This window comes from Akkermansia sp. N21116, assembly GCF_029854705.2.
GTDB lineage: Bacteria > Verrucomicrobiota > Verrucomicrobiia > Verrucomicrobiales > Akkermansiaceae > Akkermansia.
This window is the reverse complement of record NZ_CP139035.1, coordinates 2,836,709-2,861,457: the sequence shown is the minus strand read 5'-3', so window position 1 is coordinate 2,861,457 and position 24,749 is coordinate 2,836,709. Positions and strand designations below refer to the sequence as shown.

General features: G+C 55.6%; 9 protein-coding genes. 2 read left to right on the top strand and 7 right to left on the bottom strand.

Annotated elements, in window-relative coordinates; translation table 11 throughout:
• Positions 1–152: 152 nt before the first annotated feature.
• From QET93_RS10800 to QET93_RS10790, 3 genes are all read right to left on the bottom strand, one after another.
• Positions 153–9,671, bottom strand: a complete 9,519-nt coding sequence (locus tag QET93_RS10800) for an autotransporter-associated beta strand repeat-containing protein (RefSeq protein ID WP_322189980.1) — start codon at positions 9,669–9,671, stop codon at positions 153–155.
• A gap of 785 nt (positions 9,672–10,456) precedes the next feature.
• Positions 10,457–11,638: an MFS transporter gene (locus tag QET93_RS10795; RefSeq protein ID WP_280131868.1), complete on the bottom strand. Its 1,182-nt coding sequence runs from the start codon at positions 11,636–11,638 to the stop codon at positions 10,457–10,459.
• A gap of 182 nt (positions 11,639–11,820) precedes the next feature.
• On the bottom strand, positions 11,821–13,827 hold the full coding sequence (locus QET93_RS10790; RefSeq protein WP_280131869.1) for a S6 family peptidase: 2,007 nt from the start codon (positions 13,825–13,827) through the stop codon (positions 11,821–11,823).
• A 132-nt stretch (positions 13,828–13,959) separates the two neighbouring features.
• Between QET93_RS10790 and QET93_RS10785 the strand changes: the two genes are divergently transcribed.
• Complete coding sequence (locus QET93_RS10785; RefSeq protein WP_280131870.1) at positions 13,960–14,451, top strand: metal-dependent hydrolase; 492 nt, start codon at positions 13,960–13,962, stop codon at positions 14,449–14,451.
• Positions 14,452–14,532: 81 nt separating this feature from the next.
• Complete coding sequence (locus QET93_RS10780) at positions 14,533–16,755, top strand: glycoside hydrolase family 88 protein (RefSeq protein ID WP_280131871.1); 2,223 nt, start codon at positions 14,533–14,535, stop codon at positions 16,753–16,755.
• 78 nt (positions 16,756–16,833) lie between these two features.
• Here QET93_RS10780 and QET93_RS10775 read toward each other — a convergent pair whose 3' ends face one another.
• The 4 genes from QET93_RS10775 to QET93_RS10760 all read right to left on the bottom strand — a co-directional run bounded on the left by QET93_RS10775 (position 16,834) and on the right by QET93_RS10760 (position 24,735).
• Complete coding sequence (locus tag QET93_RS10775) at positions 16,834–19,587, bottom strand: DEAD/DEAH box helicase family protein (RefSeq protein WP_280131872.1); 2,754 nt, start codon at positions 19,585–19,587, stop codon at positions 16,834–16,836.
• Between the two features lie 37 nt (positions 19,588–19,624).
• Positions 19,625–21,652, bottom strand: a complete 2,028-nt coding sequence (locus QET93_RS10770; protein ID WP_280131873.1) for a glycoside hydrolase family 97 protein — start codon at positions 21,650–21,652, stop codon at positions 19,625–19,627.
• 154 nt (positions 21,653–21,806) lie between these two features.
• On the bottom strand, positions 21,807–23,216 hold the full coding sequence (locus tag QET93_RS10765; protein WP_280131874.1) for an NADH-quinone oxidoreductase subunit N: 1,410 nt from the start codon (positions 23,214–23,216) through the stop codon (positions 21,807–21,809).
• 79 nt (positions 23,217–23,295) lie between these two features.
• Positions 23,296–24,735: a proton-conducting transporter membrane subunit gene (locus tag QET93_RS10760; RefSeq protein ID WP_280131875.1), complete on the bottom strand. Its 1,440-nt coding sequence runs from the start codon at positions 24,733–24,735 to the stop codon at positions 23,296–23,298.
• Between the last annotated feature and the right edge of the window lie 14 nt (positions 24,736–24,749).

The window sequence follows — 24,749 nt, the reverse complement described above, 5'->3', positions numbered from 1 at the left end:
TGTCATAGGGGCGTTCAAGCATTTTCGCATTCTTCGGTCATGCCGAAATCCATGATGTTGACGATGTCCCTATTCAGTCTCTAAAACAACAGAGTCCGCCTTCCCCACGCGGGAAAGACGGACTCCTGTTTTTCTTGTCTTCCGACTTCCTATCAGAAGTTGTACCGGTAACCCAGCGAGCCGCTCGCCCAGGTCGCTCCGCTGCGGAGTTCCGTGTTCGCCTCCGCAAAGATTGTGCCGTTCACTCCTACGGGAACGCTCAGCCCCACTCCGAACTGAACCCCTGTCATCCCCGCCTTCGCTCCTTCCACCTCGCGGCGGATGCCGGGGTTGCCTTGCAAGCCTACCTGGCCGCTCGCGCGGTCGTCTCCCATGTCCTGCACTACTTGCACCCGCAGTTCGCCCAGCGCCTCCCGTCCGAAGACGTTGCTCCCTACAAGGCCCAGGTAGCGAAGACCCGCCGTCACGCTCCCCGTCGTCGCGTCCAGGTCGCTGACGTCCAATCCCGCGTTCCCAGCTCCGCTCTCGCGGTAGTCGTCCATGCCGACGTGTACCAGCGAGGCTCCGAACAGGGGCTGGAGGATCTTCGTCCCTTCGTCGTTGAGCTTGATGTCGCAGGTCGCTTCGTAGAGGACTCCCCAGCCTGTCCCGTCGCTTGTCCCGTGGCCGGTGTAGCTGTCCGTTCCGAAGTTCACCGTCCGGTCGACGCTCGCGTCGTAGCGGCTCCCGGTGACGATGAGTGAGTGGCCCCACTTGCGTCCCTGGTACTTCCCGAACAGGCTGATGTAGGTCCCGTCCAGGTCTCCGCTGAGGCGGTCGGCTCCGTCGCTGCTCAGGTCCCCGTAGTTCGCGCTGAAGGCTGCCCCGAGGGTTACGGTGCTGCTGACGTTCACGTCGGCTCCCACCGTGCCTCCCCAGTTGACCAGTTTGTAGCCGGCGTAGTCGCCGCTCGCGTCGAGCCGGTTGTAGCTCCCCGTCCCCTGCAGCCAGAAGTTGTAGTACGGCAGGGTGTTCTCGTAGGTGTAGTCGTTGTTGTTGAGCCCCATGCCGGCTACGCGGTTGCGCAGCATGCTCTGCTGGTAGGCGAGGTCGCTCTTCGCCGCGGCCAGGATGCCCGTGACGGTGCTGCCCGCGACGGCGGCCAGCTTGCGGCTCGCTCCGCTGCGGTTGCCCGCCTTGACGTCGTCCATGATGCTTGAGAGGACGCGGTCGAGGCTGGTGCCGGATTCCTGCAGGCCCGCCTGCCAGATGAGGTCGGCACCGGCTCTGGCGACTCCGCTCCGGGCAACTTCTTCGAGGAGGTTGCCGGAGCTCACCGAGAGGTCGGCGAGCAGGCGGCGCCCGTCGTCGCTGACGTGCAGGTTGGCTCCCGTGTAGAAGAGGCCGAGGCTCTGTTCCATGTTGACCGTCCAGGTGGTCAGGCTGCTGCCGAAGCCCAGCGTGTTGCCGGAGGCGTCGAGGAAGCCGTCGTGGGCGGCCATGAGTTCGAGGGAGTCGGTGTCGGAGGGTTTCCAGCTCCCGTCGCGGCTGCCGTTGACGAGGTTGAGGGTGACGCCGTCGCCCAGGGCGATGTGTCCGTCCGCGTCGATCGAGGCGATCGGGTTGGGCAGGACGAGGTCGAGGGTGGAGCCGGATTGCAGGTCGACGTTGCCGGCGCAGGAGAGGATGCCGGGGCGGATTTCTCCGCTGCTTTCCCCGCCGCGCAGGTCGAGGCGGCTCCCGCCTGTGACGGTCAGGCTGTTGACGAGGGTGTCTTCCGCCAGACGCAGGGCGGCGTTCCCGTTTCCTGTACCGACCGTGACCCGGTCGTAGCTGCCGGAGGGGGCGGCGAGGACGAGGGTGCCTTCACGCACGGCGAGGCTGAGGTCTTTCGAGGCTACGCCGAGGGTCTGGGTGCCCAGGCCTTCCTTGGCGAGGGTGCCCCGGCCTTCGAAGGCGATGCTGAGGTTCGAGTCGCGGTCGCTCTTCACGGTCAGGGTGCTGCCCGTTCCGTTGAAGCGCACGATGCCCGCTCCCGTCAGCAGGCCGACGGTGACGTCGTTGCCGCCGGCCACGTCGAGGACGGAGCCCGATTGGAGTTCGAGCGTCGAGTCACTCGAAAAGTCGCCTCCGTCCACCAGGCGCAGCGTCCCGTAAGCCATCGAGAAGGTGCCGTCTCCGGTGATGTGGGTGGCCAGGTCCATCGTGTCGCTTCCGGTGACTACCAGGCGGGAGTCCACTCCGCGCAGTTCCAGGGTGCCTCCCTGCCCGTATACGCCCTTCACCAGGGTTTCTCCTCCGATGACGGTCAGGCCGTCTCCGGTGCCGGCGGTGAGGCTTTCGAGGCTGTTATGCCCGTTGAGGACGAGGGTGCCTTCCCGCGTTTCGATACCGCCGTCGATGGTCACGTCGCCGTTGATGGTCAGCGATCCCGTGCCCGTCTTGACGAAGTCGACGATGCCTGCCTTGAGGTTGCCTTCGTAGACGGTGTCGAGGTTGCGCCCGTTGTAGCTGCCGTTGACCAGTTCGACACGGGCGACGCTGTCGGTGCCGAGGTTGTTTTCGAACTCAAGGGTGTAGCGTTCCCCGGTGGCGGAGTTGAGGCCACCCGAGAGGTTTTCGACGTGCAGGCCAAGGGTTGACGCGTCGCCGGGGGCTCCGCTCATGACGACGTTGAGGTCGGCGTTGATCATCACCATCTTGTAGGCGTCGAAGTAGACGTAGTGGGTGGTGGATGGATCTTGCGAAGTCGCTTCTTTGGTCAGATCAACCCGATGTTGTGCATTTCCGTCGAGGGCTGCGTCGGTGGCGTAGTAGATTTCCCCGCCGGCGGTGACGGCCAGGCGGCCCGCGTCGAGGTTGGCCTGCAGGGCGTCGGCATCCAGGTTGCGCTGGACGGCATAGCCGAGGTATTCCAGGACGGGGTTGAAGCGGATGGAGCTGAGCCATGCGTGGGCCGCGTCGCTAATGCCGTTGGCGGTGCGCGTCAGCGGATCGGTGACGGCGAGGGCTCCGTCGGTGAGCTGGAGGAGGATGGTGGTGCCTTCCGCCCGGAGGTCGTGGAGTTCTTCCAGCAGGCCGTCGGTGAGGTTGATCTGCATGTCGCCGAGGTAGACCTGGTGGGATGCCCCCGGCGTCTCGAAGGAGATGAGCGATTGAGCGCTGCCGGAGCTGCCGCCGATGAGGGCATTGCCGCTGCCGGCGGTCAGGAGAACGTTGGGCGTAGCTCCGTCTCCGGAAATGGAGATATTGCCCGTGAGCCCGGTGATGGAGCTGCCGTAGTCGAGACCGCCGGAGGAGGCACCTGCGCCAAGATGGATGCTGGTGAGGGCACTGCCGTCGAGGCCGCCCAGGTCGACGGGAGCCGCCTGACCGGTCAGTTTGACCGCGACTCCGCCTGTGGGAGCGTAGTTCGAAGCTCCGGACAGGGCGCCGCCCCGTACCGTCAGAGAGGATCCGGAGGAGGCCATGCCGTTCAATTCGAGAGTACCGCCCGAGACGGTAACATGGGATGTTCCGAGGCTGGCTTCGTCGGCAAGTTCGAGACGGCCTTCTTCCAGCGCGATCTCGCCGGAGACGGTATTGCCGCCGTTGCCGAGGACGAGGGTGCCTCCCCCTTGCTTGGTCAAGAGGCCGGAGCCGTTCAGGACTCCGCCCAGGGTCACAGTCTGTCCGTCGCCGAGGCTGACGAGAGTTCCGTTCTCGCCCGTGCCCGAAAGGGTCATGGCGTGGGAGGCTGTCCAGCCCGAGCTGCCTGTGGCCGCGGTGAGAGTTCCGTTGCCCAAAATGACCGTGCCATCCGTGCCGCCGAGAACGTCGGTTGCAGAGGAGGTGGCGGCGTTGCCCAGCGTCAGCGTACCGCCGGCGAGGGTGATACCGGAGTCGGAGTTGACAGAGATGGTCCCATCAACGGCAAGTTTTCCGTTGGAAAGCAGCTTGAGTTCGGCTCCATCGGAAAGGATCAGACCGGAGGCCGACATCGTGCCGGAAAGTCCCAGGGATTTGTCGGTAGCCGTCGAACCGACGGCGCTGACGGTAAGGGCGTCGGCCTCCAACGTACCGCCGAAGGTATCCCCTTCGTTGAGGAGGTTCAGAACGAGAGTACCGGAGGTTTTTTCAAGGGTACCCGCCACGCCGGAGAGCTTCCCGGAGAGGGTGACGGAAGTTTGCGAAGCGGCGTTGTAAAGTGCAAGGACGGCATCGGCTCCCACCGTAAGATCCCCGGCAAGGATGTCTCCGGAGCCCAGCTCCGTCACTTGCACCCGGCCGTCTCCCTGGATGTCCAGGGCATACGGGGCGAGACTTCCGCCGACCGTCAGCACGCTGGAGGCATCTTCCGTCTTCAGCCGGATGGCCGAGTCTTCGTCCGCGCGGAAGGCGTTGGCAAAGGACACTTCACCCTTCGCCGACAGAGTCCCTCCCTGGAACAGGAGTTCCCCCTTGCCCAGAGAGCCGTATTCAATATTGCCGGAACCGTCCGTGACGCTGCCGGAACGCACGAGAATCGTCCCGCCCTGCAAGAGGGTGCCGCCCGTGTAGGTATTGCGCAAATCGGAGCCTATCGTCAGGTTTCCTTCTCCCGACTTCGTCAGCACGCCGTTTACCGTCCCGTTGTCGGAAATTCCGGCAGACGTATCGCCGTTGAACACGTAGTCCTTGCCGGTATCGTTGTTCACCGTCACCGACCAGGGTTTCACCGTTCCGATGATCGTGATATTGCGATTCACCGCCGCGTTCGAGAACAAAAGTTTCTGCGCATCCGGCCCTGTCGCGAATTCGCTATCGTGGCTCCACTGAGTCTTAGTGCCTCCGGTCGCGTCGCTCCATTCGACCGAGGTACCGTAGCCGTCGGCTCCGCTCGCCCAGACCCATTCCCCGATCCGCGCCAGCTGCAGGTAAAGAGTCGGCGTACCGCCTTCCGACGCACTGATCAGCTTGTAGTAATAGGCATCCGTCGATACGGACTCATGCGACCACGTAAAGGTTTCCGGCAACGGCGCCGACTGGGAAAGCAGGGCGTAGTCGCCCGCATGGCCCGATTCCGTCTGCTGGAAGTTCTCCAGCACCAGGGAATCCAGAGAATTGCATGCCCCCGTCAACTGGACATACGGGGAATTGTCCCTCGTGAGCATGTCGGAAAGGTCCAGCGTCAGCGTGCCGCCAGTCGTCAGGCTCGCGCCCTTGAGCGTCGCTCCCGCCGAGACCCTTACGTCCTTCAGGACGGCGGAGGCGTCCGACAAGGTCAGTGTTCCCGACTTGGCATGCACCGCTCCGGCGTAGCCCGCCGAGGTTCCCGACAGCGTCGAATCTCCCGAAAAGACCAGCGCGTTGGACAGGGACTGGCTGTTGAGGTCGATTTTCGCCCCTTCCGCCAGGATTTCGTTGGACGCAGCCCCGAAGGCCGTGGAGGAGGCCGCCTTGAGCGTTCCCCCCGTCACCTTGATGCTGCCGGAGAGCGAGGCGTTGCCTCCGCCCAGCTCCAGTACGCCCGAACCCGACTTCACCAGGTTCACGGACGCCACGCCCGATTTGTTGGAAAGATTTCCCGACAGGGTGATGTCCCCACCCGTCGTGTCGATCGTCGTCGCATCGGAGCCCGTCGCCGAAAGCACGGCGACATGGGTCGTGCTCCACGCAGCCGACGACTTGAGCGTACCGCCGCCCAGTTCCAGCGTCCCCGCCGAACCGGTGATCCCCGAAGCTCCCACCGTCAATTCTCCGCCGGTCAAGGCCAGCGCGGACGCCGACGTCCCGAGCGAGATTCCTCCCGCCGAAACCGAGCCGTTGGACAAATTCAAGGAACCGCCATCCAGCGCCAGCATATTGCCGACGGATACCGTGCCGGATTGTGCGTCCGTACCGACCGTTACCGCAACGTTCGCCCCCAGGTTCAGGGAAGCCCCCGCGAGAGCACCCGTCAGCGACAAGGCACGGGACGAACCCTTACCGGCAAGCTCCAGAGTACCCGCCGTCGCCTCCAGACGACCGGACAGTGACGCATCGGCATCCAGCTCGACAAGGAGGGTACCCGCCGCTTTCGACAGCGTGCCGGCGATCGCATCCAGAGTCCCGTTCGAGGCGTTATGCCGCACGGTCACCGACCCCGAATCATCATCATTAGCCAGGCGGAGAGTCGCTCCCTCAAGGACGGACAAAGCCCCGTCCAGCACATTGCCGGAGGCCAGGCCGCCGAGCACCACCGTGCCCTTGGCTCCGGCCTGTCCGACCGTTATGTTATTGGAATTGGTATCTCCGGCAAACTGCAGCCCGGACAAAGTCATCGTCTTGCCGTCCGCCGCAGCCACCTGGATCTTCTTGCCGGAATTGGCCATAACCGTATGACCGGCAAGCTCCAGCGTATCCGTCGCCACCAGCGTCCCTCCATTGAACAACACCGTTCCGCCGTTGCCCAGGGAACTTCCCTTGCCGATCTTCAGCGTCCCGGCCGTCAACGTCGTGCCGCCCGTATAGGTGCTCTCGCCGGTCAGCTCCTGGCTCCCGGTCCCGTTCATCTCCAACGACAGCTTGCCGGAACCAAGACCGGAACCATTCTGATCCTTTACAATCCCGGAAAAGACGTGATTCTCGTCTGGAGTTATTGTTAACCTATATAACTTATTGTCAGAATCCGTTGCCGTCCAAACCCAGCCATCGCCATTGAGCCCCTTGATACTTCCGGTATCAGAACCAAGAGCTAATGCAGAACCATAACCGGTAAGGGTTACAACGGATCTTGCCAAAGCGGAAGCATGTCCAATAACAATCTGATTGCCGAAATTCTTCGATTCAACGCTGTTCATCAAATCAAGGACAGTGACATTACCGGAGAACTTTGTGTTGGCTCCATTTAAAAGGACAGAAGCTCCCCAACCTGTTTTCTTTTTGCTATCCGTGATCAGCGTTGCTCCTCCGCCCCATCCCCAGGTCCCATCCCGATGAGAATTAATCAACACCAGTTCACCGAGACCCTCCAATTCCTTCACCGTCATATAATTCTGATAACCTCCACTGATCTGAGCAACAGCATTTTCGGCTATTGTCAACTTTCCTTCCAACTGGATATTGTCTTGAGAAAACCAGATTGTATTATCCTTACCGCTATCGACAAATATATTGTTGGTCGTCACCATATTATTTTGGCTTGAAGCCAAATCGAGCCTTGTGGATAAACCATTTTCGGCGGCAATCCTGAAATCTCCCGTTCCCGCCGCCTTGAGAGTTCCTAACGTCAACCGACCGTTTTGGATCAAGGTTTCTGTAGTCAAATTGCTGTCATGATTGAGTACAAGAGTCCCGGTCCCGCTCTTAATCAACTTGCCGACACCATCGAACCCATGATTCATCGTAATGGTATAGACGCCCGTATCGAACGTCGTTCCATTGACACTCATCAAATGGATTTTGACATTGCCATTATCGAAGCCCTCTGCAGCAGTGTTTTTCTCGTCCGTATCTTTTTCTGTCGACCAATTGGCAGAAGCTCGAACAGTTCCTTCTCCCAATTGAATATTCGTAGCTTCATAAAGTCCAGATGACACATCTCCTCCTTGAGGTGTTCCCGTGAACTGATCCCGGATATTCTTGATGCCGTCGCCTCCTATCACCAACAAATTGTCCTTACCGGAATATCCGTCGGCGGGGTTGCCCATGATCAAAGCATTGTTTTTGCGGTCGTTATTACCATTGTTACTAGTTTTACGGAAATCGATACCCTTCACATAAATTTCTCCATCGATCAAATTAATGACGGAATATCCGTCATTCCCCATTTTGATTACTCCGGAAGCATTCAGTTCGCTTCCATTCTGGATATTGATGGTTGTATGCGAATTTCCCCATCCCCATACATTGAGTTGAAATGTCGTAGTCGTTAACTTTAAGGAAGAACCTTGAGTCAAATTGATGGTATGTTTGACGCCGCTTTCGCTAATGCTGCCAGAGCCTTCCACCGTCATCTTGCTATTGACAAGATTTAGCGCCGACGTCACGCCGGAGCGGTTTACACAATAGTTACCACCTATACGGACGGTATTGTTTTCCATCGTGATGGTACTATTTCGACCATACTGATAAAATGCACCGTCAATATCTATATCTCCGGTAAATTTCAATGTTCCCCCATCCGTATGCTTCAGTGTCCCCGTTCCTGAGATAGTACCGTGATAGATTGATGCCGAACTACCATACAAACGAATCGTTCCTCCGTTGGAGCCGATCATGATGTCATTGTAGATATCAAAATTTGTTGATCCCGAAGTTAAAAGTCCTCCTCCATTCAGAAAAATTACAACTCCGTCGGAATCACCTTCATTTTGCATGACATTAACGGCATCATCCCATCCCAGAAGGCCGGAACGCATTCCCACGCCTCCCGTATATCCTTCCTCAAGGGTCACCTTTGTCCGGTCACCATTACTACCGCCGTCAATACTTAAATTACCGATACCCCACAAGGATACTCCCGCCCATCCCGGACCGTCTCCAGTCACTTTGACTGTTTCCCCTGAAATAGTGTAGGTTCCGGATGTATTTGATGCATCGCCAAATGCCAGTGATGTATAATCGCTCTGTTTTGTTCCTCTTACAAGTTCCACTGTAGCTCCCGTCCCGTATGCAATGGAGGAAAACCCTTGTTCGGCATTTCCTTCCAATTTCACCTTGCTCCCACTTCCCAGAACCAATGGAGCAGACAAATTTCCACTCTTGTTTTCAATAGTCAGAGTTTTGCCATCATCCACTATGATGTTCCCCAAGGAACCGGAAAAACTATGTACAGACTGGTCTTCCTTGATCTTCAATGTTCCTTCACCGGACAAAGCAATGGACTGGGACGAAGAAAGCTCGGTTGTCCCCAGAGAAAGAATGCTATCAGCCGAGGTAATGTTCAAAATAGCCGTATTTCCGAGAGTCAGAGAACCTTCGTCAAATGTCACATTACCCGATTTTAACGAAACGAACGCTGCCTCTACATTACCCATCGTGACCACATGGCTGGCATCACCGGTCGCTGTCGACAATAAAACGGCGGAAGCCTCCGCTCCCTTCCATGCCTCTGTGCCGCTGTCGGCGCCCGCTTCCGTTGGACTCCATGTATTGGACAACCATATTGTATTTTCGGATATGCTCCTGTATTGACCGATGAATGTATTCACGATCTGAATCCCGGCAATCGTACCACGGGCACCTGATGCCGCTACGGAAGCAAGAGTCAGTGTTGTTCCGGTCAAGCCATTAATTTCCAGAACATTTGTCCCGATTGTCAGATTGTAATCATTATTGACTGAAGATCTTGTTCCCCATGTATTCGTACCAATTTTTGCAGCATTTGTCCCATCGGCTGTATAACTGGTGCCATTGACGGTCATTGCTGTAAATTTGTTATTAGCATCATCGGCATCGCCCCCGAAATAGATATATACCTTATATGTCAGATAAGGTACGTTCGCAATCGTCACCGTTTGAGACGAATTGGCTCCCGCGGAAATGGCACCAGCCAAGAGCTTTTGATTCAAGGAGGAATCTGCCGTTACTCCGGGATGGCTCCAGCCGTGAATAGCTGTGACACTGGCAGTTACTCCCGAAAGAGCAGAACCGAAATTATCGTGTAAATTGTTCCAAGTTACAGCGTTTGATCCTGTTGTCAGAGCACAGTTATTCCAATTATTGGCGATAACCTGATCCAAACCTAACATATTGGTACCTGATACCTGGTAGGCGTCATCGCCGCTTCTATAAAAGTTCAGGCTTAAACCATCTGAAGCGTAAGCAGCTGATTGTGAAAAAAATATAACGTTTGAGCAAGCGGTAAGAAGTAAAAGCTTCAAAGAGAGAGGAAGTCGTAGTTTCATGGTAAAAGATGATAAATACTTCTATAAAATAGCGTATTATCAATCCGCAATCAAGCAGAAAAATCATAAAGAAGAAAAATAGCTCCAAGAGCCATGGAGAGTTAAGTTACATTCAATAAATCATCTTTGCCTGGGAATGTTACTTTCTCATAATAAGCTTATAATGAATCAATATAGCGGATTGATAATCCGTTTGTCAACGATCATGATTATCCTCTCTTCCCGATAGAAGAAGGCTTTCAATTTCATCTTTATCTATGAATGGATTGTTATTATGATTTGATAGTAAATGATTTGTGATTAAATTAATTCGATCCGCCCGTTTCTCCATGAATCAAAAAAAGACCTCGCCGGATTTTTTGGTAGAAACGGTCACGAATGAGCAAAAAAATGTTTTTTAGAATAGTTTTTGGAAGCTATCCATGTTCCTTAACCATGAACAAACGATTACGATTTGAATTACTGGTGTATCCCGAAGGATTTTCTCTTCAACAGCAGGTTCACAAGGGCAAATACGAATTCCAATAAAGCGTCTTATTAGGCATTTTTTGAAAACGAGAAGATAAAATGCTCAAAAAATCAAGCGAGGTGCCATGATTCTATTACTCAATCCGGTTTGCCGGTTGTATTTAGACGTATCCCGGGCGTGCCGAAAGGCGACCCGTGACGATGCCCATGATACAGAATGCCGTGTAAATCAGGCAGAATGGAAGGATGGAACTACCGTGCTGGAGAACAAAACTCCCACCAAGCGCCATGAGGGCCCCCAAGGTGAATCCGAATCCCTGCGACATGCCGGATAGTTCCAGGGCCGTTGTTTCGTTATCCGCTCGTTCTACCATCAGACTCATGCCTCTGCTGAACACGGCTCCCGTTCCAAGTCCGCATATGATCGAGAACGGTATGACCCACTCCAGCGGTCCATACATGATGGCCCAGCAAGAGATTACGGAAGATGCCAGGGCCAGTGTAATGAGCCTGCCGTGCCCTCCGAGTTTTTCTTCTCCCCAGTGGGCAACAAGAGTGGCGGGGATTTGAGACAGGGTGATCAGGGAGAGCACGTATCCGGCGTCATCGCCGTTCATGCCCCTGCCTTTGAGCAGGATGGGGAACCAGGTGAAGAGGAAGTAGGCCGCTGCAACTCGGCTCATGTAGAAGAGAGTGATTTGCCAGGCTCGCGGGTGGGTCAGCAAACGGCTGATATTCGTTTCAAGGGGCTGTTGGCGTGCGTGGCTGGGATAGATTTTGAAGTAACACCCCCAGATGGCGCAAGCCAGCAGGATAGGAGCAGCCCAGAAAGCCAGTCCTTCCTTCCATCCTCCGAGGTTGGCGGCGATGGGGTAGGCGGTAGCCGCGGCGACGGATGTACCCAGGCCGACGAGGGCGCTGTAGATTCCCATCATGAACGGCGCTTTGTCCGGCATGGTATGTTTGATGAATCCGGGAATGGCTGCTCCGGCAATGCCCAGTCCCAGGCCCATGACGATCATGCCACCATACAGACCGATCATGCCACCGTAACTGCGCCAGAGGATTCCGGCAACGGCGACGAGAGGGAAAATAAGGATGATTTTCCACGGGAGGAGCAGACGGGCGACACGGGGAGCCAAGGCCGCTGCGATGCCAAGGACAAAAACGGGCAGGAGGGCAAAGGTTCCGGAATCGTCCATGGAAAGTCCCAGATCATGTCTGAGTTCCCCCAGTAAAGGGTCGGGAGCCGTCATGGCCGGTCTCAGGTTGAAACAAATGAGGATGATCGCCAGAATGAGGAATACCTGCTGCCGGATGCCGGATGATGATGCCTGGTCCATGTGGAGATGATGGTAAGGAGTTAGGAATGAGCCTACTAAAGATATACATGGAAACAGGTGTTTCCGTTCACCGGGGATGGGAGAGAGACGGGAAAAAACGGCAGGAGGCCGCTCCGCGTACTGGCGGAACGGCCTCCCGGTGTTGGCTTGAAATTGAGTTTATTGTGATGGATGAGGGAGGTTCAGGACTTGTTTTTGATGACATTTTTCCCTTTGGCTTCCGGGGAGAGATTGATGGCTCCCCCTTGTTCCACGGAGGCGATGCCTTGCCAGGCGGCATCCTTATCCACAGTCAGGGTGGCACCTTTCATGACGATGAAGTTGGCCTGGACTGCCGTGTGGGCTCCGATCGTCAATGTCGTACCGGGGTGGAGGATAATAGGGGCTTTCCCTGTTTGGACGACGGAAGTAATCCAGTCTGAAGGATCGACAAAGTTGGCGGCATGCGGGGTGGGCCTTCCGGTGATGGAAATGTGGCCGCTACGGATTTCGATACCGCCTTTGTTCGTGATTTTTCCGCTCCAGGTCCAAGTGGCTTGATCATCCTTTCCTTCGGGGGCATAGACGATTTTGAGCAAACCTTTGGCGGTATCTCCTCCGTCGGTCAACACACCGAAGAAGGAGCCGGAGCCCGTGTAGGTGAAGGTGGATGTAGTGCCGGGTTTTAGGTTGGTGATGCGGGCTCCTTCGTCGAGATGGGGCAGGGTGTTCCAGGTCAGGGAATGACCGTAGAGGTCAAGTAATCCCCCTTTGGCTCCGAAGTGGACGGGTCCGGCAAGCTGGTTGTCTCCCTGGAGGCGCAGAGCGGGGCGGCCGGATACCAGCATGACGGACGAGGCTGCCTTGCCGTTTTCGCGATTCAGGATGGTTTGTCCGTCTCCCAGGTTCAGGGAAGCCGGGTTATCTCCATTCCCTTCAATGATTAGGGTTCCTTTACCGACTTTGCGCCATTCCTGACCATCTTTGGCCGTCAGGGTTGATGTGACGGTAGTCCCCTTGCGGATATCCATGCCTGCCGAGTACAGGGTATGGGATGGCTGGGCCGCCGTGAGTTTCATGTTTGTCTTGAAAGTCAGGCTGCCGGCGCCCATATCGACCGGGGCTTCCAGACGGAGTTCGGACGGCGTGCCGGAGAAGACGAGATTACGCGTTTTTTCCAGTTCATCCATGGTGGCATCCGGGAAGGCTTTTCCCTGAGCCAGTCCATGGTATGCCCACGACCTGGCTCCCTGGACGAGTTTTCCTTGACCTTCGGTGTTCGTTGGTTTCCAGAGAATAGGGGTAGACGAAGACGAGGTGATTTCCGGATCGAAATAGGATCGGATGACATCAATGCTCCAGATGTTGCTGCTGCGCATCTGACTAAATCCGCCGCCTCCGCCGGATTGCCCCGGTCCGATATATTCCCAACGCTTGTTTTTGTCATTGTAGATCCAGCTGCCGCTTCCGCTGTCGCCTCCGAGGATGCAGATGGGCAGGGGGAGGTCAGGGTTCTTTTCAAGCTGAAGGGAATATTGGAATTGGAAGGCTCTGTATTTGCTGGCAGGGTGTTCCGGGTTGTTGGACGGGGGCGTTGACAGGACGTTTGTGAAAATGACCGTGCCTCCCGTCAGGAAGGAGTAGGCTCCCGCCACATCGTTCGAATTGTCTTTGTCGACAGCTACTTTTTGGGTGCCTCCTCCGGCTCGGAGGACGGGCTTTCCTTTGATATTGAGAAGTAATTCTTCATCTTCCACGAAGGGAACGGGTTCGGCTTCCGTGACAATCTTGTCCAATCGAGCTACCTGGATGTCATACGTGTAGTCGGTTTTTTCTCCCCATCCATTGTTTTTTTTGACGACACGGTAGTTGTCTTGGCCGCCAAAGCGTTTGGTGAAAGATGCCGTTTGGTAGCCGCCGTTGTGGGCGACAGTGGCAAGGAACTGGGGATTGCCGGTTAGAGCGGCAAAACCTTCGTCCACAACGGATTCAAAACTCATCATTCTGGGGATGGTTCCCGACGGCGTTCCGTCCTTGTAGTAAACGGGAACATTGGTGGCATCCGCAGCAAATCGACCTCGGTTTTCCGCGAAGTCCCTGTATGTTTGCAGGGGAATGTCCGGATGCATCAGGCCGGCCAGAGTTCCGTTGGCTGCCAGGAGGGCAAGGCCGCAGACTATTCCATTCAGGGGGAGGTTCCGGGTATTCATGGGAAATGGTAATAGAGATATTACTTTCGGATGATGCGTAATCTTTCACGAATTGTGCCGGGTAGGGCATGGACAGGGGAATTTTTGCCTTGTACCGGTCAGCTTGTTTTTTCATGGTAACGGGTGAGAATCATGTTCATTGCTCATCTTCCTGCCGGGTACCTTCTAGGATGTACATTTCGGAGCTGCCAGGCGAAACTGGTCATGTTCGCCGCATTGCTTGGATCCGTATTTCCGGATTTTGACCTGTTGTATTTCTATCTGGTAGACGGTCGTCAGCATCACCACCATACGTATTGGACACACTTTCCCCTCCTCTGGGTCAGCTTGAGCGTTTTAGCCGGGATTTGGGTTTTGTGCCGGAGGTATTCTTCGGTCGCCTGGGCGACTCTGGCATTCAGTTTGAGCGGAGTTCTCCACCTTGTCCTGGATTCTTTTGTCGGGGATATTCCGTGGTTTGCTCCTTTTTCTCTCAAGCTGTATGCCATGTACCACATTCCCTCCGTTTACAAGCCGTGGTGGTTGAATTTTATCCTGAATTGGTCCTTTCTTCTGGAGTTGGCGATCATCGCTTGTGCCGTCATCGTGTACCGTCTGCGCAGGTATCGGAGAAGAGAAAGTTAGGGAATATTTGCGGCACATGAAATTTTGGAGTTGGACTATCCGTGTCGAACCGGCTATCTTATTTACCATCCTCTTTTTCTTATGCAGACTTACTTTTTATACAACAAGGTGATTGCCGCGCATGCGCTGGCCTTATTTGCTGTCGGAACCGGAGCCGGATGGGCCGCTTCCGATCAATTGAATGAACAGGTTATTCGCGACAATATGGGTAAAGTTGCCGAATGGCAGGTCAAGCATCCCAAACACTCGAAAACGGACTGGACCAACGGCGCCTTGTATTCCGGATTGCTTCAATACGGGCTGGCTGTGCCGGAAGGCATCGGTCTGAAGGCCATCCGGGAAGTCGGTGAAAAAACCAACTGGGGTGTCGGCAAACGCCACTACCATGCCGACGACCACTGTGTCGGCCATGCCTGGATTGAAATGGCCGGCCGCGACGGCAACCCCGCTGCCGTGAAAAATATCAAAGAAGTTCTGGATAAGGTCAAAGATAACCCTGCCCAGGCCAAACTGGAATTCGGCACACCCAAGTGCCAGGACCGCTGGTGTTGGAGCGATGCCCTTTTCATGTCTCCTCCGTCCTATGCCAAATTAGCGGCGTATACGGGTGACGAATCGTACCTGAAGTTCATGGACAAGGAATACAAGGCTACCTACGACTATCTTTTCGACAAAAAGGCCGGCCTCTTTTCCCGCGATTCCCGCTATTTTACCCAGAAGGCGGCCAATGGTAAAAAAATGTTCTGGAGCCGTGGCAACGGCTGGGTCATTGCCGGCCTTCCTCTGATTCTCCGCGACATGCCGCAGGACTGGCCGACGCGCCCGTTTTATGAAAACCTGTTGAAGACTCTCGCCAAGTCCCTCAAGAATTGCCAGACCGAAGACGGTTCCTGGCACGCCAGTCTGCTTGACCCGGAGGATCCGCCCCTCAAGGAAATGAGCGGTACCCTGTTTATTACCTACGGCCTGATCTGGGGCGTCAACAATGGCCTTCTTGATGCCAAGGAATATATGCCCGTGATCGAAAAAGCCTGGAAAGCTGCCAATGAATGTGTCGAAGAGGACGGACTCCTCGGTTGGGTTCAGCCTATTGCCGACAAACCGGGGCATTATTCAGCCAAGTCTACGGAAGTTTATGGTCCTGGAGCTTACCTGCTTGCCGGTACCGAATTGCGCAAGGCCGTCGTGGCGAAGGAAAATCCAAGACGCCGGACAGTCACGGTGACGAATCCTCTGCCGGTGTATCGTTCGCATGAAACGATTTCCATTAAATGGCCCGATATGCCTGCTGCCGATGCCGAAAACCTGCGTGTCTTCGATGTGCGCGACGGGCGCGTCATCCCCCATCAGCTTGTGGATGAAAACGGTGACGGTAAGACGGATGCCCTCCTCTTCCAGGGCGATTTCCCCGCCAGAGTCTCCCGTGACTATTGGGTGTTTTCCAGCAAGACTCTTCCAGCTGCCTCCAAAGATACCGTCTGTTACAGCCGTTATGTCCCCGAACGCATGGATGACTTTGCCTGGGAGAATGACGTGACCGCTCACCGTATCTACGGTCCCAAGGTGTCGGAACCGGCTCCGAAGGGGGAAGGCCTCTTCTCCAATGGATCCGATATCTGGTGCAAGTACGGTCCGGGACTCGTTATCGACGAATTCTACAAGAAGGGCAACTACCATTCCGATCATGGCAAGGGGCTGGACATGTATAAGGTTGGTCCGAATCGTGGTTGCGGCGCTACGGCCGTCGTGAGGGACGGTACTCCCTTTGCTTCCGTCAACTGGGCTACAGGGAAAAACCTTTACAATGGCCCCATCCGCACTGCGTTTGAAGTGACTTATGCTCCTTGGAAAGCGGGTAGCGGCGTTACCGTTCAAGAGAAGCGAGTTATGACTCTGGATGCCGGTTCTCCGTTTACCCGGGCCGAAAGCCGGTTTGAAGTGAAGGGGACTCCGACTCCTCAATTCGCTGCCGGAATCAACACCAATCCGGAACTCAACGGTATTGAAACCACCAATGTCGATCCGAAAGCCGGTTATGTGGCCGTCTGGGGTACCCCAAGCGGTAAGGATGGCAAGGACGGCATCATTGGAAGCGCTTTGATTGTGCCGAATGCCAAGGGGAAATTGGACAAGGATGGCAACACTTATCTTTTCCGCCCGCTCAAGAGCAACGAGCCTCTCGTTTGGTACATGGGAGCCATGTGGAGCAAGGCTTCTCCTGTGAAATCCGCGGAGGATTGGACGGAGGTCGTCTCCCGCAAAGCCTGGGCCGTCCAGACGCCATTGGTTGTGCAAATGAAATAAGCTGCCGATTCTCAGTACAGAAGGGCTACCTTGCAACAATGCGCAGGGCAGCCCTTCGTCTTTTGAGATTGTCGGCGTCTAATTGTCGAAAATGCGGAAGCGTTTGATGAATTTTCCAGTTCGATTGATGCGCGACCTGTTCCGGCATTTCAGGAGGATTTTTCTACCGACCTCATTACGGGTGAAGACCAGTTTGTACGGGCAGTGGAGCTTGTCCAGATGCTCTTGGAAGGCTTCAGCTGATTCTTTATTGTTGCCGAGGATGGCGGGACAGGCATAGCTGCGGTCGTAGTCGAGAAAAAGGGCCCCCAGGATGAAGTCCTGGCGAATCAGGAGGTAGCGTGGGTTGTCGATGGGGGAGAGGAGTTCTCCGATGGCGTTGCGGAAGAGGGTTTTTTCCCGGAGAGAGCCGTTCTGTAGTTCGCAGGTGATGATCAGGCTGGAGTTGAAGGAGGCGACGCGGGCTATCGTATCTGGTGAGGCGATTTTCCCGCATTCCTTCATGGTGCTCAGTAGTGCTGTCGCAAAGCTGCGTATTGTTTTTTCCGGAGAAAGCAGAGGAAGAATCCGGTAGATGATGAGTATGTAAATTTTATGCAGAATCCAAAATGTGGCGATGAGGGCAATGAGTTGCCAAATTGTGGCGGCTTTCATGATTGCCGATCCGGCTGATGCAAAGCCTGCAACAAGAGTGCCGCCCAGTAGGAGAAGATACAGTAAATTGAAGAAGATGAATTTTGTAGGTTCTCTGGGAGGATTCAGTTCGACGGTTTCGAGGATATCCTCCTTATTGACGTCTGATCCCTGCAATAATTCTTCCCAACGTTTGCGCATTCCTTCACGGTCAGCGGCCATGGACAGCATCTGTTCATTGATTTCCTGAATGTGCTTTTTGGTGTACGGGGGCTGGATGATGTCGAGGCGTTCGATACCGTTGGTGATGTATTGTCCTTGCCTGTAGGAAGGCCCCATGAAGCTTTCGAAACGGCGTGTGAGCATGTCGTAGTCTTCACTTTCCAGCCTGGACGGTTCCTCATTGAGTGATTGGATGAATCTGACGATGGTGTTTTCTTTCAGGGCAGCTTCGGGTTCCAGCGTGGCGAGGTGCCAGATATTGGCGGTTTTATCTGGTTTGTCGGGATCGATGCGAATGGCTCGCCCTCTCATTTGATTGGAGAGCATGAAAGAGCCGATGAAACTGGCCAGGATAAGGCTGTTGATGCAGGGAGAGTCCCATCCTTCCCCCAGCAGGGATTTGGTGCCGACGAGGATTTGGCAATGCCCTTGGCGGAAGGCTTTCGTGATGACGGCAACCTTGTTTTTATTTTGTCCGCTAAAGTTTAGTTCGCAATATGGCACATTGGGCAGGGGGCGCGACGTGAGGGAAATCCCCATGTCGTGGGCGGTCTCCATCAATGCCCCCAGTGTATTGGACGGCCAAAGCACGAGGGTGCCGGACAGGAGCGCGATGCCGACCTGTTCTCCCATCTTGCGGCGGATGGCTTCGAAGATGGGTACCGTTCCCATTTCTTGCAGTGGGCGATCACTGCCAATGGTGGAGAGCAGGTTTTTCTTGATGTGATCCGTCAGCACGAGGAGGCGCAAATCGCGCCCGAGTTGTTTGTGTTCCTCCTCGGCGATGATGGTGATGCTCTCCAGCTTGCCGACTGATGAGATGAAGGTGCGCTTCAGTTTGTCATCGAAGAGGAGGCAGACCTGGTGGCGCTTGATGAGGCCGGCATGTGAGAGGGCGGTGTGCAGGTGCTCAACGCTGGCGGGTGAAAAGAGTTCCGGGTGAGCGAGGATGAAATTGAAGACCCATTCGGCATATTTGATCGAGGTGAATGAGGGGAGGCTCTTTCTGCCGGTGAGGAGACGGATAAGTTTTCTCGGGATATTTTCACCTCTGGCGTGAGCCAGAATCAGAATGTATGAGAATTGATCCGCATATTCCAGAAGGGTTTCCTCCATTTCCCGGTACCGAGTCAGAAGAGCGCTGGCTTCCAGTATTTCTCCGAATATGGGGCCGGTTAGAATGGTGTGCGTGGTTTCGGACGCTATTTGGCGGTATTTTTGGAGGGCATCCAGCTCGGGGGCGGCAGGATAGTTGAAGTAGATGTAGTCCTGATGAGGACAAAGACTTTTTTGCGAAACGAGTTGGGGAACGAAAATTTCGGCGTCGATTTCTCCGCAGACGGTCATGTAGCGTTTCCATTCCTCCGGCGTACTGTCGTAGGGAGGTGTGGCCGTGAGTGCGATGATGGAGACGTCTGCCTTGAGGGCTTTCAGGAAGGCTTCGAGAGCCTTTTGCCATTCGCTGCGGAGGTGGTGGGCTTCATCGAGGCAGATGGTGCGTATACCTGCCTTGTGGATGGCTTCGATGAGTTCGTTTCTAGCGGAGAATTCGGAGGGGGCATTGTCTTCTTCGGAAGTGGTGTCCTCCATATATTCCTGCTCGTCGCCATCGTCTTCTGCCGGAAGGGGGCGACCCGTCCATGCCGCGTGAAGAGCCTGGTAGGTGACGGAGGTGATGAGCCTGGGCTCCGAGAGACGGAAGGATATCATGCCGGAATCATCCCGTCCCGATGGCAGGAAGTTGCCGCGGAAACGTTCTCCCCATTGCTGGCGGATGGTGACGGAGGGCGACAGGATAAGCGCGGGGGCATTCTTGCGGCGGATTAACTCCAGTCCCAGGATTGTTTTCCCGCTTCCGGGGGCTGCCACAATATGGATTTGCCCGTCGTCCCAGTAGTCTTCCGCCCGGTCGAGTATGCCTTGCTGATAACTGCGGAATGTGCCTTGGAAACGGATGGAAGGATCGAAGCTGGACATGGCGGTGCGGCGGCGAAGATCTGTGCCGCTCCCAGATTTATGGACGTCTGGTGATGCGGATGACGAGGCCTCCTCCTGAGTGTAGGTCCTCGGTCAGTGAGTCTCCGGTACGGAATGTGGAACGGCGAATTTGGATGTTTTTCCTGTCGTTGGGACTGTCGGCCAGGATTTCCAAATCATAGATACCGGCGCTGAGGAACTCCAGCCTGGATTTCAGTTCCCTGGGCTTTTCTCCGTTGAGGACGCCGAGGTACCATGTATTACCTTTGCGGCGGGCGATGGCTGCCAGTTCTCCAATACTGCTTTCCGGCAGGACGACGGTTTCATCCCATACGACGGGGACACTTTCAATAAATCCCCTTCCGGGAGAGGAAAGCATGTCTTCCATATCTGCGGCCAGAATCAACATCTGTGATGTGAGCACGTAGATGGTGGCGAACTGGTGTGCAAAGGTGACGGAGGGGGGATAAGAATGACGGAAGTTGAGAGGGGTATAGTCGGCTCCGCCTGCCAGCCAGCGGGTGAAAGGAAGGACGGTGTTGTGATAGGGCCAGGGCGGACCGGGAGCCCAATTGTTTTCACCACCGACGCATTCCAGGCCGCGAACTGCTTCCTTGGCTAATAGATTGGGGTAGGTGAAGTAGTCCCCAGTGGGCTTGTTGACACCATGGAAGACGACCATCAATTTGTTGCGGGCAGCCTCTTTCAAGATGTCTTCCATCAATTGGACGGTGTAGGCATTTTCTGTGTGGAAGAAGTCGATTTTGAGTCCTTGTACACCCAATTCGGCACATTTTTTCATGAATGCGGTTCTTTCTTCCGCTTGTTCCAGTCCGATGTCGTTCCGGTTGCCAAAGCGTGGCGACGAGGGCCGCCATAACCAGATGCCTACGTGGCGTTTTTTCCCGTATTCGGCCAGTTCGGCAATGTCTTTCCATTTATCAGGCCAGTGCTCCCATCCATCATCGATGACGACTGATTCCAGTCCCAGTTCAGAGGCTCCATCAATATATTTTTTGTATGTTTCCTGGCTGAGTCGGCTGGCTCCTCCTTGGGTAAGCCATGTGAAGACAGCCCGGCCCGGCTTGATCCAGCTTGTTTTTGATCCCTGCGGGAAGAGTTCGTGATCGGGGGGATTGGAGACTTCCCGGATGATGTTGTTGTTGACGAGGCCATTCAAGTCGGAGGCCAGCATCAGGATGCGCCAAGGTGTTATGATTTCTGACCGCGAGGCGTCGGGGAATGCTTTCCAGGCGATGTCGCGAACTTCGGAATGGGCATATTGCATGGCTGGCATGCCGGTGGGTATGCCCGATTCAATGTGACCTTTGTTGTCAACAAATCCAAATCGGATGCGGTTGGGGGCATCTCCGAACATGACAGCCCCGTGGAAATGGGTCAGATTGGCCTCCGTGACGGCAGCGTAGGTGTCGGAGGGCAGACGGAATGTGGCGGGAGGGGCAAGTAGTTCTCCCTGTATGGTATCTGTCAGACGATCTTGATACGATTGAATCCACCCGTATTGGAAGGGACCACTGGCATACCAGGCCCGGGTGGAGGAGGGGAAGGAAAAGGATGTTTGCTCACGCTCAATGGTTCTGGGCGTATCGGAGGGGATTCTGTACCGAATGGCGAGCCCGTCAGGATATGTCCTGACGTCAAGGAAGTAGTTCTGTCCCCCTTGTGTTGTGATGGCGTAGGTGGCTTCTCCGCTACCCTTGTGTTGCTCTTTGATGGATTGAATTTTTTGACCGATGTCGACCCCGTCCACGGTGAGGCCGAGGGGGGAATCCAATGCGGCAGGCTTTCCCTGGAACTTTGTGTTGCCCAAAAGCTGTCCGTCTTTGGAGATTCCGAGATGGAAACAGACCGGGCCGGTTTCCAGAGAATGAGACAAACCGACCGGGGAGGCCAGGATGGTCGATTCTTCCGGATTGGCAAAAGCAGGTACCAGTGGAAGAACTCCGATGAGGAGCAGGACGGAAAAGAGGTTGGCTTTGATCATGCGTGCTGATGGGTGTTTATAATAGAACGGCTCGCCGGGAGAATCTCTTTCATGATTCATGTTCAAAATATCGCGAACGGAAATTTGATACTCCTCCGTTTTTCATCTCTGCGGGAAAGAGACGAAGAGGGGGAGCCCATCGGTTTTAGCAAAACAAAAAAACCGCCCAGCCACGGAGGCCGACCGGTTTTTAAGAAATCGTCGTGGAGTATCCTTACAGGTTGGAGAGTCCGGAGGTAAAGAGGGGCATGATTCCGGCAATGACGATTGCAGCTGCACAGCCGGTCATCACGATAGCGGTGATGGGCGTGACAATGATTGCTTCGTCTTCTTCCCGGGGCTTTTCCCAGTACATGGCGCGGATGACCTTGAAGTAGTAATAGAAACCGGAGGCTGCGCAGATGACCATGATGGGCAGGAGCCAGGATGAATAAGTCCCGAAGCGGATGACGTGCAGGAAGGATGCCATCTTGGCAAGGAACCCAGCCGTCAGCGGAACACCCGCAAGAGAAGCGAACATGATGGTGATGGCGAGAGCCAGGCGGGGATTGGTCTTGCCAAGCCCCCGGAAGGCGGAAATCTCTTCGCTGCCGCGCTGGATGCGGATGAGGCTGAGGGCAAAAAAGGCGCCGAAGGTCATCAGCATGTAGATGGCAAGGTAAAGGGCGGCATTCGGAGCTATCGTCGAATCGGGCGCGCCGTTATAGGAACCGTCCGTCAGGAAGAAGGGAAGGATGAAACCGGCCTGGGCGATGGAGGAATAACCCATCAAACGTTTCAGGTTGGTCTGGGGAATAGCTCCCAGGTTTCCGACGAGGAGCGTGGCGGCAGCCATCAGGGCGAGGATGAGCAGGACGCTCGGAATGTTGGCGAAGGGCACGAGGATAATGCTCAGGAAGGCAAAACCGGCTACTTTGGAGGCAACGGACAGGAAAGCCGTCGTCGGCAGGGGGGCTCCCTGGTACACGTCGGGGATCCACATCTGGAGCGGTACGGCACCGATTTTGAAGGCGGCTCCGATGACGAGCAGAGCCAGAGCGAAGAGGATGCCGGCGGAGTTGCCTGAAGCAATGGCGGAAAGGACAGCGCTCTTGCTGATTTCAAACGTACCGGTCATGCCGAAGTACCAAGCGAGGCCGAAGACGAGGACACCCGTGCTGATGGCACCCAGAATCAGGTATTTGACTCCGGCTTCCAGAGAGCCGATGTTGCGGCGGAAGTAGCCGACGAGGATGTAGGAGGTCAGCGTGAGTACTTCCAGGGACACGAACAGGGTGATCAGGTCCGTAGCCTTTGTCATGGCGGTGATACCGGCGCAGGCAATGAGGGGAAGAATGAAGAATTCGCCGGTTCCGTCCTGGGTTTTGCCCTGGTTGGACGAGAGGTTGATGACAGCTTTGAAATCAACGGCCAACAGCAGGGTGAGGGCTGTGGAGATCAGTGCCAGAATGGCGTAGATGTTGCCGTAGAGGTTTTCCGCCGTGTAGTACGGGATGACTGCCAGTGAGGCCAGGACCCCGATGAGGCCGAAGGCGCATTTGGGGACGTTTTTCAGGAAAGCGTCCGCAAGCAGGAGGACGAGGGCGACACCGACGAGAATGAATTCAGGCGTGTAGGATTGCATGGAATGTACCACGTGAATGAATTCAGGCGTAAGAACTTGCATGGGATGAATCGTTGGAAAGGGTTACTGGACGTGAGGGTCAATTCCCGAAGAAACTGAGGACGATGTTGGGACCGAAACCGAAAAGAACCAAAGCGGCCGTCAGGAACAGCACGGCCAGGCAGGCGGTATGGCTGGAACCGCATTTGCAGGAACATTGGGTCTCGACGCGTTCACAGGAACGGGAAAGTTCTCCCTGGAAGATGTCCTTGTAGGCTCGGAGCATGTAGATAGCACTGATGACCAAGCCCCACAGACAGAGGACCGTGGCGATTTGAACCGGACCGAAGTGGCCGGCAAATCCGGCGAACCCCGAGAAGAAGATCATGAATTCGCCGGGGAAGTTGGCTAGGCCGGGCAAGCCGATAGAGGCCATGGAAGCGATGCCGAAGATGAAGGCCAGCCGGGGAAGCTTGCTGCCGAGTCCGCCGAGGGCTCCGAGTTCCAGTGTTTGCGTACGGGCTTCGATTTGTCCGCAAAGCAGGAAGAGCAGGGCGATGGAAAGTCCGTGTGCCAGCATTAGCAGGGCGGCGCCTTGTGTCGCCCAGGGATTCGTTTCCGTGGAGACTAGTGCGGCAAAGGCCAGGAAGATGTAGCCCATGTGCATCACGGAGGAGTTGCCGAGCAGGAGATCCAGGCGTTTCTGGTTGACGGTGACATAACCGACCCAGATGACGTTGCAGACCAGGAAAATCATCAAGAGGTTGTTCCACGGGGCAAAAGCTCCGGAAATCATGGGTTGCAACATGAACAGACCGTATAGACCGAACTTTTTGAGTACGCCGGCATGCATCATGGCTACCGGAGTTGGAGCCGAGGCGTAGGCGGGCGCTGCCCAAGAGTGGAAGGGGAAGAGTGAAACGAGTGTGCCGAACCCGGCCAGCAGAAGGGCGCCGATGGTGCAGGCATGCTTCAACTGGACTCCGGCCTCAACGGCTTCACGGATGGCTGTGAAGGTGTAACCGAGCTGGGAACCAAGCATGAGAAGCCCGGTCAGGAGTACCATGGACGCCAGGCCGAGGTACAGCGTGATGCGCCAGGCGATCGTGCGCTTGTCTCCGCGTCCGAAGAGGCCGATCATCACGAATGTGGGAATGAGGGCCAGTTCATGGAAGGCGAAGAAGGAGAGAATATTGTCCGAGAGGAACGCTCCTGTTGCCCCGGCTGAGATCAGGAGCGGGGAGATGTACCAGGAGGCTTTATTGCCTTCCGGTGCGCAAACGCCCAGAATGGTGCCAAAGGTGACGAGGATGGTCAGCAGAAGCATGACTTTGGCTAGCGCGGGGGCAAGAGTCAGCTGCAGATCCGTATCCATGAACTGCGTCCAGCATGACGAGCAGGAGTCGTAGCTAACCAGAGCCCAGATGCCCAGAACCAAAGTCAGGGTAACGCTCAGGATGGCAGTCGGCTTGGCGGGTGCCTTGCAGATACCGATGAGTCCCGAGGCAATCAGGGGAATAAGTACGAGCCAGATAAGCATGGTAGTTGGTGTGG